The 12,226-nt window shown below is 62.8% G+C and carries 16 protein-coding genes; 5 read left to right on the top strand and 11 right to left on the bottom strand.

Annotated elements, in window-relative coordinates:
* Window positions 1-138: 138 nt before the first annotated feature.
* Window positions 139-738, bottom strand: a complete 600-nt coding sequence (locus tag NKH01_RS24390) for a tetratricopeptide repeat protein (RefSeq protein ID WP_023720995.1) — start codon at window positions 736-738, stop codon at window positions 139-141.
* 95 nt (window positions 739-833) lie between these two features.
* On the bottom strand, window positions 834-959 hold the full coding sequence (gene ykgO, locus NKH01_RS24385; protein ID WP_006327841.1) for a type B 50S ribosomal protein L36: 126 nt from the start codon (window positions 957-959) through the stop codon (window positions 834-836).
* 236 nt (window positions 960-1,195) lie between these two features.
* Here ykgO and NKH01_RS24380 point away from each other — a divergent pair, with 236 nt between their 5' ends.
* Entirely contained in the window at window positions 1,196-1,618 is a 423-nt protein-coding gene (locus tag NKH01_RS24380; protein ID WP_023720994.1) for a lysozyme inhibitor LprI family protein, read from the top strand.
* A 70-nt stretch (window positions 1,619-1,688) separates the two neighbouring features.
* Here the strand turns inward: NKH01_RS24380 and NKH01_RS24375 are convergent, their stop codons facing one another.
* The 8 genes from NKH01_RS24375 to NKH01_RS24340 form a co-directional block, all read right to left on the bottom strand.
* Window positions 1,689-2,765 (bottom strand): 5-(carboxyamino)imidazole ribonucleotide synthase, encoded by a 1,077-nt coding sequence (locus tag NKH01_RS24375; RefSeq protein ID WP_352480890.1) that lies wholly within the window; start codon window positions 2,763-2,765, stop codon window positions 1,689-1,691.
* Window positions 2,762-3,259 (bottom strand): 5-(carboxyamino)imidazole ribonucleotide mutase, encoded by a 498-nt coding sequence (gene purE, locus NKH01_RS24370; RefSeq protein ID WP_023720992.1) that lies wholly within the window; start codon window positions 3,257-3,259, stop codon window positions 2,762-2,764. The genes NKH01_RS24375 and purE overlap by 4 nt, the downstream gene beginning before the upstream one ends.
* Window positions 3,260-3,358: 99 nt before the next feature.
* On the bottom strand, window positions 3,359-4,564 hold the full coding sequence (locus NKH01_RS24365; RefSeq protein ID WP_031194547.1) for an aminotransferase class V-fold PLP-dependent enzyme: 1,206 nt from the start codon (window positions 4,562-4,564) through the stop codon (window positions 3,359-3,361).
* 17 nt (window positions 4,565-4,581) lie between these two features.
* Window positions 4,582-5,043 (bottom strand): RidA family protein, encoded by a 462-nt coding sequence (locus tag NKH01_RS24360; RefSeq protein WP_023678474.1) that lies wholly within the window; start codon window positions 5,041-5,043, stop codon window positions 4,582-4,584.
* Between the two features lie 34 nt (window positions 5,044-5,077).
* Entirely contained in the window at window positions 5,078-5,872 is a 795-nt protein-coding gene (locus NKH01_RS24355) for an amino acid ABC transporter ATP-binding protein (RefSeq protein WP_023720990.1), read from the bottom strand.
* A gap of 4 nt (window positions 5,873-5,876) precedes the next feature.
* Window positions 5,877-6,527 carry an amino acid ABC transporter permease gene (locus tag NKH01_RS24350; protein WP_023720989.1) on the bottom strand — a complete coding sequence of 217 codons (651 nt, stop codon included), beginning with the start codon at window positions 6,525-6,527 and terminating at the stop codon, window positions 5,877-5,879.
* 1 nt (window position 6,528) lies between these two features.
* Window positions 6,529-7,194: an amino acid ABC transporter permease gene (locus NKH01_RS24345; protein ID WP_023720988.1), complete on the bottom strand. Its 666-nt coding sequence runs from the start codon at window positions 7,192-7,194 to the stop codon at window positions 6,529-6,531.
* 71 nt (window positions 7,195-7,265) lie between these two features.
* Complete coding sequence (locus tag NKH01_RS24340) at window positions 7,266-8,147, bottom strand: transporter substrate-binding protein (RefSeq protein ID WP_353022804.1); 882 nt, start codon at window positions 8,145-8,147, stop codon at window positions 7,266-7,268.
* A 127-nt stretch (window positions 8,148-8,274) separates the two neighbouring features.
* Between NKH01_RS24340 and NKH01_RS24335 the strand changes: the two genes are divergently transcribed.
* The gene (locus NKH01_RS24335; protein WP_023720986.1) at window positions 8,275-9,078 is read left to right on the top strand and encodes an IclR family transcriptional regulator; all 804 of its coding nucleotides are present in this window, start codon (window positions 8,275-8,277) and stop codon (window positions 9,076-9,078) included.
* Between the two features lie 34 nt (window positions 9,079-9,112).
* Here the strand turns inward: NKH01_RS24335 and NKH01_RS24330 are convergent, their stop codons facing one another.
* Window positions 9,113-9,316, bottom strand: a complete 204-nt coding sequence (locus NKH01_RS24330; RefSeq protein ID WP_023678480.1) for a YdcH family protein — start codon at window positions 9,314-9,316, stop codon at window positions 9,113-9,115.
* 241 nt (window positions 9,317-9,557) lie between these two features.
* Between NKH01_RS24330 and NKH01_RS24325 the strand changes: the two genes are divergently transcribed.
* The 3 genes from NKH01_RS24325 to NKH01_RS24315 all read left to right on the top strand — a co-directional run bounded on the left by NKH01_RS24325 (window position 9,558) and on the right by NKH01_RS24315 (window position 12,054).
* Entirely contained in the window at window positions 9,558-9,737 is a 180-nt protein-coding gene (locus tag NKH01_RS24325) for a YdcH family protein (RefSeq protein WP_023678481.1), read from the top strand.
* A 204-nt stretch (window positions 9,738-9,941) separates the two neighbouring features.
* Window positions 9,942-11,195 carry a flavodoxin-dependent (E)-4-hydroxy-3-methylbut-2-enyl-diphosphate synthase gene (gene ispG / locus NKH01_RS24320; RefSeq protein ID WP_353022802.1) on the top strand — a complete coding sequence of 418 codons (1,254 nt, stop codon included), beginning with the start codon at window positions 9,942-9,944 and terminating at the stop codon, window positions 11,193-11,195.
* 4 nt (window positions 11,196-11,199) lie between these two features.
* A complete protein-coding gene (locus NKH01_RS24315; protein WP_352961795.1) occupies window positions 11,200-12,054 on the top strand; it encodes a lytic transglycosylase domain-containing protein in 855 nt (284 codons plus the stop codon).
* Window positions 12,055-12,226 lie beyond the last annotated feature (172 nt).

The following is a 12,226-nucleotide window of genomic DNA, read 5'->3' as shown; positions in this document are numbered from 1 at the left end:
GGAGTAGGGGAGTAGGGGAGTAGGGGAGTAGGGGAGTAGGGGAGTAGGGGAGTAGGGGAGTAGGGGAGTAGGGGATGTGTTCCAGAGTGCATCTACACCACTCACATACTGCCTTACTCCCCTATTCCCTTACTGGTCTCAAATGCCTTCGCCGGCAAGCTCTTCGGAAAGTGCGGCGACCTGGTCCTGGGCGCTGCGCATCATCGGATAGATGCCGAGAACGCGCTGCCAGGCCTCGAGCGCCGACTGCTTGTGGCCGGTTTCGGCCATGATCTGGGCCAGGCCGGAAAGCGCGCCGAAATGGCGTGGTTCGAGCTGCAGGGTACGGTCGATGTCCGACATCGACTTCCCGTAGTTCTTCATCATGAAATGAACCGTGGCGCGCCGGTTCCAGCCTTCCGCATAGGTCGGCTGCAGGGTTACCACCTGATCGAGGAAATCGAGCGCAACATCGAATTTCTGGTTTTCAGTCGCCTTTTGCGACCATTGCATCATCAGGTCGATCGAGGCACTGCCCGACTGGGACCACTCGCTGCCGATGCGCCCGGCGATGCGCTCGGCCGCCTTTTCGTTGCGTTCGCGCTTGAGATCGGCAAACAGCTGATCGAGCCGCGCCTGTTTCGTCATCACAACCGGAGGTGCTGTCGGCCGATTTGCTGTCGGATCTTCAGCCCACGCCGGCAGCGAGACAGCGCTGGAAACGAAGAAAGCCGTGAAAAATGCAAAAAGAATCCGCATCGCGGGAATCTAGCCCCCGACGCCGGATCGTCAAACTGAATTTAGCGTGAGAGGCGTATCATGCGCACGGAGGCACGCAGCCTCCGGTCAAAAACTCAACCCTGGCGCGCCTTGTAGCGCGGAGCGGTCTTGTTGATGATGTAGACGCGGCCCTTGCGACGAACCAGCTGGTTGTCGCGGTGACGCGCCTTCAACGCCTTGAGCGAATTCTTGATCTTCATGGTCTTGCCCGTCGGTCTGGGCCCGGTCCCGGGCCGAACTATTAAGGCGCGCCCACAGACGCGCCTTTGAACTGTGCGTGGCTCATAGACGAGGAGCCTTGCCCGTGTCAACCGCAAGCGCGTTGCCTAAACGATACGGACCGTTTCGTATCATCGAAATACCCGCCAACGGCGCCTTGCGGCATTGCGCGGGCTTGAGACGGCTGGAATGATGCGGTTGCGAATTGGAGATCATCATGCGCCGAATTCTTGTGTCCGCCTGTCTTGCCGTCCTTGCGGCAGGTTCTGTTGCCCATGCGCAGGAATGCGACCGCAACGACGACAGCCAGCAGATGATGAACATCTGCGCCGACGCGGACTACAAATCCGCCGACGCCAAACTCAACAAGGCCTACCAAGAGCTCATCAGCGCAAGCGATGCAAAAGCCAGGAAGCTGTTGCAGACGGCGCAGCGCGCGTGGATCGCCTTTCGCGACGCGGAATGCAGCTATTCCGCCGCGGACAGCGAAGGCGGCTCGATCTATCCGATGCTGATATCGGAATGCCTGACGCGGCTGACCGACGACCGCACCAAACAGCTCACCGCCGATTCGACCTGCGCGGAAGGCGATGTGAGCTGCGCCAGCCCCGACGAGGACGAGAGCGGCGACATCCAGTAAGCGTAGGTTCTAACTTTTGTTTGAGCATGATCGTTCCCGAAAACCGGATTCCACTTTTCGGGATCATGCTCTAGCTGCGGCGGCTCACGCGCGTGAAATGGCCCATCTTGCGGCCGGGCCGCGCCTCGGCCTTGCCATAGAGGTGCAGCATCAGATCGGGCTCGGCGAGAAGTTCAGGAACGCGCCGGATGTCGTCGCCGATCAGGTTTTCCATGACGCAGTCGAACTGCCGTGCGGGATTTCCCAGCGGCAGGCCGGCGACGGCGCGGATGTGCTGCTCGAATTGCGAGATGGTGCAGGCGGCCTCCGTCCAGTGGCCGGAATTGTGGACGCGCGGCGCAATCTCGTTGGCCAGCAGCGAACCGTCGGCCAGGACAAAGAATTCGACGCCGATGACGCCGACATAGTCGAGCGCTGCAAGTATCTCGGCCGCCGCCGTTTGAGCCGCAGCCGCCGTGTCGGACTTCACCCCGGCCGGCAGCGTCGAACTGTGAAGAATACCGTTGCGATGGACATTCCAGGCCGGATCGTAGGCGGCGAGCGAACCGTCGATGCCGCGCGCGGCGATCACCGAAATCTCGCGCTCGAAGGCGACGAATGATTCCAGGATCAACGGCACGTTGCCCATCGCCTCGCAAGTGCCGGCAAAGCCGCCTGTTTCCATGTTGCGGAAGACACGCTGGCCCTTGCCGTCATAGCCCATCCGGCGCGTCTTCAATATGCCGCTGCCGTTGAACTTTTTCAGCGCGGCCGTCAGTTCCTCGTCATTGTCGACGGGGCTGAAATCCGCGGTCGGTATGCCGATGCCGTTGAGGAATTTCTTTTCCGCCAGCCGGTCCTGAGCCACTTCCAGTGCGCGTGCCGGCGGATAGACCGGGACCGTGGTGGCAAGTGCCGCGGCGGCCGCAACCGGAACGTTCTCGAATTCGTAAGTAACGACGGCACTGGCCGCAGCCAGCTCGCCGAGCGCGGCCGCGTCGTCATAGGCGGCGACGATCTGCCGGTTGGCGACCTGTGCCGCCGGGCAGTCCGGCTGCGGCTCCAGCACGACGATGCGGTAGCCGAGGCGGGCCGCGGCCATCGCCAGCATGCGGCCGAGCTGGCCGCCGCCAATGATGCCGATGGTCGATCCGGCGGGCCGGCTCACGGCGTGTCCGTCGGCTCGGCGGCCACCTTGGCGGTCTGCGCGGCGCGCCAGCTGTCCAGCCGGGCGGCAAGCTTTTCGTCGCTCAGCGCCAGCACCGCGGCGGCCAGAAGGGCGGCGTTGGCAGCGCCGGCCTTGCCGATGGCCAAAGTGCCGACCGGAATGCCGGCCGGCATCTGCACGATCGAAAGCAGCGAATCCTGGCCAGACAGCGTCTTCGATTCCACCGGCACGCCGAACACCGGCAGTGGCGTCATCGCTGCCGTCATGCCCGGCAGATGCGCCGCACCGCCGGCACCGGCGATGATCACCTTGTAGCCGGCGCCCTTGGCGCCCTTGGCGAAGTCATAGAGCCGGTCGGGAGTGCGGTGGGCCGAGACGATCAGCCGCTTGTGCGGAATGCCAAGCGCCTCAAGCGTTTCGGCGGCGTGGCGCATCGTCGCCCAGTCGGACTGGCTGCCCATGATGATGGCGACGTCGGCGCGGTGATTGTCCAAGCTTCTGCTCCCCGGCGGCAAACGCGCGCATTAGCGGAAATCGAGGGGAGCCGCAAGGATAGGAGCGTCCCGCACTCGGGCGAATGGCGCCATCGCTACCTAATCCGGCCAGCGCAAAGCCCCGGCAGACTGCTTGCGAGCGGACTTCATCGCATCCGCGGGCCGCTCAGCAGCGCTCAACACCGCCCGCAGGCGCTCGGCGACGATCTCCGCCTCGCCGGGGTGCAGATTGCACGGATCAAGGAAGAAGTGGCCGCGCTCGACCTCGTGGTTGCGAACGATAATGGGGGGCGAACCCGCCGCCAGTGCCGAGGCCAGCCCGGCGGCGGTGAACCGGCTTTCGGGCGCAACAAACACCTGCAGGCGCTCGAGAGGATTTCCGGTCGGATCGGGAATGATGTTTGCTGCGATGCCGGGCAGGCCCTGCAATGCGGTTTGCCACAGATGCAGTGCGGCTTCTTCCCGCTGGCGGATGCCGGCATGGTCGCGCCGTTCCCAGGCTTCCAGGGCCGCCATGGTGCCGGCAATGCTCTCCTTGCCGACCTTCATGGCCCGCGCAACGCCGCGGTTCTGGAGATAGGCGGCCCGCACCAGATCCTTGCGGCCGGCAACGATGCCGCTTGTCGGCCCTGAGAGAAATTTGTGCCCGCTATAGACGACAATGTCGGCGCCGCGCGCCAGAAAGCCGCGCAAATCGTATTCCGAGGCGGCGTCGACGATCACCGGCACGCCCTTGGCGTGGCAGATCTCGCAGAACTCTTCGAGCGAGAGCATGCCGTATTGCACGGTGTGGTGCGCGACGACGTAGAGGGCTGCCGCCGTCCGGTCCTGGATCGCCTCGCCTACATGATAGTCCTGCGTAACGCTGACCGTGCCGGCGGGCACTGCCTTGGCTCCGGCAAGCCGGATCGACTGGTCGATCGGCGCGCCATAATTGACGATGTGGCCAAGCTGGACGATGACCTCCGATTTGAGGCCCTCGGTGTCGTCCGGCAGCCGCTCGATCGCAAGAAGGCTGGTTCCGGTCATCGCGCCGGCAATCGCCATGGTTATGCCGCTGGCGCAGCATGCGGTGATAAAGCCGGCCTCGCCGCCGGTGAGGCGTGCAATCACCGTGCTTGCGGCGCGCTGCAGATCGTCCATCTCGACCCATTGCGAGGCGATTTCCGACATTGCGGCAATCGCTTCCGGCACGATGATCGAAGCGCCGAGCGCCGTCATCGTTCCGGAAACATTAATGATCGGGCGAAGGCCGAGCCGTTCGCGGATTGTCGTATTGGAACGGTCAGCGGAATAGGTCGTCATCTCTGTAGATCCTGTTTTCAGGCGGCGATCTCGACGACCGCCTCGATTTCAACTGTGATGTTGCCCGGCAGCGAGCCGACACCGATCGCGGAACGGGCGTGTCCGCCAAGCGTATCAAAGACGGCCGCGAAAAGATCGGAACAGCCATTCACCACCTTGGGGTGCTCGCTGAATGTCGGCGTTGCATTGACAAAGCCAAGCAGCTTGACGACGCGCACGATGCGGCCGAGGTCGCCGGCCGCTGCATGCATGACGGCGAGCAGGTTCAGGCCGGTGAGACGGGCATGCCCATAGGCCTCCTCCACGGAGACATCCTCGCCAACCTTGCCGGTGCAGAGCGCGCCATCAGCGCGCAACGGCCCCTGGCCGGAGAGGAAGATCAGCCGTCCGCTCTCGGCATAGGTGACGAAGTTGGCGATGGGCTTCGGCGGCTCGGGCAGCGTCAGGCCCAATTCCGCGAGCCGGATGTAAGGCGTCATAAAAGCTCCTTGCGACAGCTTTCGCCGTCCGGTGTCAAAAATGCGAGGCGCGAAACCGCGCCAGGAAGCTGCGAAGGCGTTCATTGTCGAAGTCCGCAGCCAGAATCTCGGCGGGAGGTCCGACGGCACTGACGCCGCCATCCGCCATGAAAACGATGCGGCTCGATGCGTCGCGTGCAAAAGCCATCTCGTGCGTGACCATCAGCATCGTCATGCCGTCTTCGGCCAGACTACGTACGACCTCGAGCACCTCGCCAACCAGTTCGGGGTCGAGCGCCGAGGTTATCTCGTCGAGGAGCAGGATCTTCGGCTCCATCGCCACGGCGCGGGCGATGCCGACGCGCTGCTGCTGGCCGCCGGAAAGCTCGGCCGGCAGACTGTCGGCCTTGTGGGCGAGCCCGACCCGGCCGAGCCAGTGCTCGGCAATGGTGCGGGCCTCGGCATTGCTCTTGCCGCGCACCTTGCGCAGGCCGAGCATGATGTTGCCGGCCGCAGTCAAATGCGGAAACAGATTGAAGCTCTGGAACACCATTCCGGTCTCGGCGCGCATCGCCGCCAGGTCGCGCTCGCTGCGTCGCTGGCGTGTTCCCGCCTCGCGGTAGCCGACCTCTTTACCGTCGATACGGATCGAGCCGTTATCATAGCTCTCCAGGAAATTGACGCAGCGCAGCAGGGTGGTCTTGCCGCTGCCGGATGGCCCGATGACTGTCACCACCTCGCCGCGTGTCACCTTGAGGCTTACAGAGCGCAGGACCTCGACCGATCCAAAGGCTTTGGAGACCTCGGAGATATCGAGAAGCGCCGGATTTGCGTGCGAGGCTTTGGACATCTTGTTATTCCCGGATGAAGGAGAAACGCCGCTCCAGCCGCCGGCTGGCCAAGGAGAGGGCGTAGTTGACAGCGAAGTAGACGAGCGCGCCGAGGAGGTAGAGCGGCATCGCCTCATAGGTGCGGCCGATGACCTGGTTGATCGCTTGCATCAGGTCGGTGATGCCGAGCAGCGAGACCAGCGCGCTGCCTTTCACCGCGTCGGTGACGCCGTTGATCCAGGGCGGCAGGAAGCGCCTGAACGCTTGCGGAAAAATGACGTAGGCCAGCCGCTGGCGGAAGGTCAGCCCGATCGCCATCGCCGCCTCGGACTGACCCTTGGGAATCGAGCCGACGGCGCCTCTGAGATACTCGACGACTTGTGCGGTCTTGAAGAGGGTGAGGGCGAGTACGGCCGCCCAAAAGGACTCAAGATGCAGTCCTACCGCGGGCAGGCCGTAATAGACGAAGAAGATCAGCACCAGGATCGGAATGCCGCGTATGGTGTCACTGAAGATGCGCACGGCCCAGCGCAGCGGAGCCGGACCATAGACGAGGCCGACACCCATCAGCACGCCGGCGATAAGCGATAACACTACGACCAGCAGCGACACCCACAAGGTTACGGCAAAGCCTTGGGCGAGGAACGGCAAGGCGTAGATGATCTGGCTCAGCATGTCAGCGCGCCGCCTTGAACCGGCGCTCGACCAGCCGCAGCGCGAAAAGCAGCGCGTAGCCGGTCAACAGGTACATCGCAGTCACCACCAGATAGACCTCGACAATGCGGAACGTGTTGAAGTTGATCCACTGGGCGCCATAGGTGAGCTCGGGTACCGAAATGACCGACGCCACCGACGTGTCCTTGAAGAGCGATATGAAAGTGTTGGAAAGCGCCGGCAGCGTTATGCGCAGCATCGTCGGCAGGCGCACATGGAGCAGCCTTTGCCATGGTGTCAGGCCGATTGCCTTGCCGGCGTCGAGCTGTCCGCGCGGCACCGCCTCGAGCCCCGAGCGAAATACCTCGACCAGATAGGCGCCGCTGTAGAGCGACAGCGTGGCAATGAACGAGGTTTGCGCGCTGTAGGCGATATCGACCACGGTCGGCAGGCCGTAGAAGACCAGGTAGACGAGCAGGATCAGCGGCACGTTGCGGATGAACTCGACATAGCCCGCGATGACGGTCCGCACCGCTCGCCCGGCCGACACGTACCAGACCGCCAGAAGCAGCCCGATGACGATGCCGATCGCGATGGAGATGACAGCCAGCTCAAGGCTGAGCAGCAGCCCCCCCCAGAGCTTGTCGAAATGCCGCCAGATCAGGTTGAAGTTGAGGGTATAGCCCATGCGTCCTGCTTAGTGCCGACAGTCCGGGAACGAGGCGGAAGGGCGCCGGAGGCATCCTTCCGCCTGATGGATCAGATAACCGGGAATCCAGGATGGCGGGCCGGCGGCTCCTGTCCGAAATAATCCTTGAACGCAGCGTCGTAGAGTGCCGTTTCATGGCCGAACATGGCGATGGTGAAGGTCTGGTTGACGAAGGTCAGCCAGTCGAGGTCGCCCTGCCGCAGTGCGGCACCATAAAGCATCGAGAACCAACTCTTGCCGGCATCGAAGTATTTGTCCGGATTGCGCGAGGCGAGCCAGCGGACCGTCGACAGATCGACGGCGGCGGCGTCGGATCGCTTCGATTCCAGTGCCTGCAGCACGTTGGCCTGCGTGTCTATCTGCATCACCTGCGCCTCCGGCAGGACGATGCGCACGTTTGCCTCGGCATCGACGTTTTGCAGGATGGAAATCCGGGTCGCCGAACCGGCGGCAAGCAGCTTGTCGAAGGTCTTATTCTCGGCGTTCGGAAGGGTCAGCAAGGCGATGCCTTCGACATAGTAGGGCCTGGAGAAGTGGATCAGCTGCGAGCGCTGGGCGGTCATGGTCATGAACTGGATGGTGATGTCGACCTTGTTGGTGGTCACGTTCGGAATGCGCTGAGCCGGATCCTGCATGACGAATTCGACTTTGGTCGGATCGTCGAAAAGCCCCTTGGCGAGAATGCGACCCATGGTTATGTCCATGCCCACCAGTTCGCCGGCATCGTTCTCGAAGTGCCAGGGCGCGTTGGTGCTGCCGGTGCCGACGATCACCTTGCCGCGCTCGAGAACGGTGCGCAGCAGGCTGTCAGGCGCTGCCTGGGCCGCAGCTTTCTGGACATTGACCGCAGTGGCGGCACTCATCACTCCGGCCGTTGCAAGCCCGGCCATTCCCAGTTTCAGAAATTCACGCCTTTTGGATGTGTCGTTCACGGCGACCTCCTTCGTGTTGTGTTCCCCGTTGGACCAGCAGCGCAGGCATCGGTTGCAACTGACGTCATTGTCCCTTACAAGGGACGCCTGTACTCTGTACAAGACAGATTAACATCAGGAATCGATAATGCAAGAAGGCAATGCCTTGGCCGCTCGACCGGACGCCGGTCTGGACGAAGACAAGAATTCGGGCTCGCGGGAGAAGGGCCTCAACCGGGTCCTCCAGATTCTGGAGTTTCTCCACGCGACCCAGCGCGCGATCGGCATTGGCGATCTTGCCAGAGGGGTGAACGCACCGCGGTCGACGACCTATACGCTGGTGCGCTCGCTGGTCGACGCAGGCCTGCTGGAGATGGCCGGAGACGGCAATCGGGTCTATTTTGGAAAGAAGCTCTATCTCTACGGAATGGACTATGTGCGGGGCAACGACCTGCTCAGGCGAGGGCGGCAGGAAGTCGACCATCTGTCACGCGAGTCCGGCGAGACCTCGGAGCTGTGCATGCTGCAAAGCGGCCGCTACACCATCGTCCATTCAAGCCCGGGAACCAGGCCATTCAGGATCAGCTCGGCGACGGGTCTGCAAATACCGCTTCCCTGGACAGCTTCCGGGCGGCTGCTCCTCGCCGGCTTCGACAGGGCAGCGATCGAGGATATGGTCTCGGAAGACGACCTCGTACTGCCGGACGGCCGCAGGTTGCAGCTCGACGATTTCATAGCCGATATCGCGGTGGCCAAGTCGGCCGGCTACTGCGTCACCTCCGGCCTTGTCGATGCCTACACGAAATGCCTGGCCGCGCCGGTCTTTTCGGCGCCGGGCAGGGTCGAGGCGACGATGTGCCTGGTGGTTCCCATCGATACCTCGACCGAAAAGACCGATGACCTGATAGAGCTGTTGCTCGAGCGCGCCGCGCGGCTTTCGATCGCGGCATAGGCCGCCTTTTCAGCAGGCCAGCGCCGGCGTCCATTCAAGCGATAATGTCTGGAATGATCTTGTCTTCCAGCGCCATCAGCCTGTCCTTCAGGAAAAGCTTCTTTTTCTTCATGCGCTGGATCTGCAGCGGGTCGCAATTCATGGCGATCATCGCATTGATGGCCGCGTCGAAATCGGCGTGTTCCTGCTTCAGCCGGGAATATTCGAGGCGGATATCTGCCTGTTCCTGATCGGACATTTTTACCGTCTGCACGTCTGCGGCGCCCAAACTATGGGCCTGATTGGGCGGGACCGGGGGTCTTCTTGCACCGGCGCGCAGCCCATACCACATTTCATATTGTCGTGGAATGCTACCACGCAGCATTCGACATCGGTGCGCGATGGTGGCACACTGTCATTATGCCGTCACAGAAGCGAGCCTGCGGTGGACGTGCCATGACGGCTGCAATCCGAGGAAACCATGAAAGGGAGAACCAATCATGTCTCTTGCATCCCATCTTGATGAGCTGCAGCGGAAACACGGCGACATCGAACGCGAAATCGACGATGCGATGACCCATCCGTCGGTAGACGACCTCGAAATCGTGAATCTCAAGCGGCGCAAGCTGGCGCTCAAGGACGAGATTGAAAAACTGAAGGCGAAACCGACGACGCATTGACGCCCATCCAGGACTAGCTGCGCCGCCTGGCGCGCGATTTCTTTCCGGTGGCATGTCTCGATGCTGCCGGAAACGCTTATGGATTTGCGGCAAGCTGCCGTCTTGCCATTTCCGATTTGCTAGGTCTGCGCGCCAGTCGCCATTGACAAGCCATCTTTGCTCCTCCACCTCATGCCCGGACCTTCAAGATTAAAGGCAGCCGGCATGACCGGATATTTTTCCTCACCCTTCCCGCGCCGCAGGTCGGTCGGTGTCGACGTCGGCGGCGTGATGGTCGGCGGCGGCGCCCCAGTCGTCGTCCAGTCGATGACCAACACCGACACGGCCGATGTCGACCAGACGGTGGCGCAAGTGGCGGCGCTGCATCGCGCCGGCTCCGAGATCGTGCGCATAACGGTCGACCGCGACGAAAGCGCTGCCGCTGTGCCGGCCATCCGCGAGCGACTGGAGCGGCTCGGGATCGACGTGCCGCTGGTCGGCGATTTCCATTACATCGGCCACAAGCTCCTGGCCGATCATCCGGCCTGCGCCGAGGCCTTGGCCAAGTACCGCATCAACCCCGGCAATGTCGGTTTCAAGGACAAGAGGGATCGGCAGTTCGCGGCGATCGTCGAGATGGCTATCCGATACGACAAGCCGGTGCGCATCGGTGTCAACTGGGGTTCGCTCGACCAGGAGCTGCTGACCCGGCTGATGGACGACAACCAGGCCCAAGGCTTTCCGCTGACCGCGCAGGAAGTGACGCGCGAAGCGATCGTGCAGTCGGCGATCCTGTCGGCCGAAATGGCCGAAGAGATTGGCCTTGCGCGCGAGAAAATCATCCTCTCGGCCAAGGTCAGCGGCGTGCAGGATCTGATCGCCGTCTACACCGAGCTTGCCACCCGTTCCAACCATGCGCTGCACCTCGGCCTGACCGAGGCCGGCATGGGCTCGAAAGGCATTGTCGCATCATCGGCTGCGATGGGCATCCTTCTCCAGCAAGGCATCGGCGACACCATCCGCATCTCGCTGACGCCGGAGCCGAACGGCGACCGCACACGCGAAGTGCAGGTGTCGCAGGAGCTGTTGCAGACCATGGGCTTCCGGCAGTTCGTGCCGATCGTCGCCGCCTGCCCGGGCTGCGGCCGCACGACCTCGACCGTGTTCCAGGAGCTTGCCCAGAACATCCAGGCCGACCTGCGCCAGAACATGCCGGTGTGGCGCGAACAATATCCCGGCGTCGAGAACCTCAAGGTCGCGGTGATGGGTTGCATCGTCAACGGTCCGGGCGAATCCAAACATGCCGATATCGGCATTTCGCTGCCCGGCACCGGCGAGACGCCGACCGCCCCGGTATTCGTCGACGGCAAGAAGGCGGCGACGCTGCGCGGCCCGTCGATTGCCGCGGATTTCGAGAAAATGGTTTCCGACTACATCGAACGGCGGTTTGGGCAACACGGCAAAGCCGCGGCGGAGTAGTTCGATGCGGCGTTTGCTTGGGGCGACGCTGGCTGTCATTTGCGGGCTGGGCTGGGCGACGGCCGTCCAGGCCGATCCGCCGCGGCCGGCCAAGCAGAAGCTGATCGATCGAGTTTGCGATCTTATCGAGACGCATGCCGACCAGAACGGCCTGCCCCGGGATTTCTTTGCCCGGCTGATCTGGAAGGAGAGTCGCTTCGATCCCAATGCGGTCAGCCCCGTCGGTGCGGAGGGTATCGCCCAATTCATGCCGGGTACCGCCAAGATGCGCGGGCTCGCCAATTCGTTCGATATCGAGCAGGCTATCCCGGCCTCGGCAAAATACCTCGCCGAAATGAAGACCGGCTTTGGCAATCTGGGCCTCGCCGCAGCCGCATACAATGCCGGCGAGAGCCGGGTGACGCGCTGGCTGAATTCCGGCGGCTTCTTGCCGATGGAGACCGAAAGCTACGTTTTGGACGTCATGGGCGAGCCGGCCGACAGGTTCACCGATGCCGCGTATGCCGGCGTCATCCGGCCGCTCGACAAGAAGGCGAGCTTCGCTGCCGCCTGCCGCACGCTGCCGGTGATCATGTCCAGAACCGTGCCGATGTCGTCGATCAACATCAAGCCATGGGGCGTGCAGGTGGCCGGCAATTTCCGCCGCGCCGCGGCGCTCAATCAGTGGAGCAATGTGAAACGGCGGTTTCCAGCCTTGCTCAGCGGTCGCAATCCGGTGGTCAGCCGGGTGCGCACACCGATCGGCAGGCGCGGCATCTATGCGGTGCGGATCGGCGCCGACACCAAAGCCAAGGCCGACGATATTTGCCAGAAGCTGCACAGCGTCGGCGGCGCATGCATTGTGGTGCGCAACCGGTAAAGCCATATGTCGGCGCGTTTCGCGCCATTGCTGCCCATCTCGCTCCCGCTGGGCGCTTCACCTTCGACACGCGATCACATTTTCCGTGAACCCTTAAGCAGAACCGTCAGGCAGGTCTTGCATCGTCGTTGATGCGGGGTAAGGTCCCCGCGATTTTTCGCGAAAGGGATCA

The organism is Mesorhizobium sp. M1403, from assembly GCF_040317695.1.
Classification (GTDB): Bacteria; Pseudomonadota; Alphaproteobacteria; order Rhizobiales; family Rhizobiaceae; genus Mesorhizobium.
This window is presented reverse-complemented; position numbering and strand designations above follow the sequence as displayed.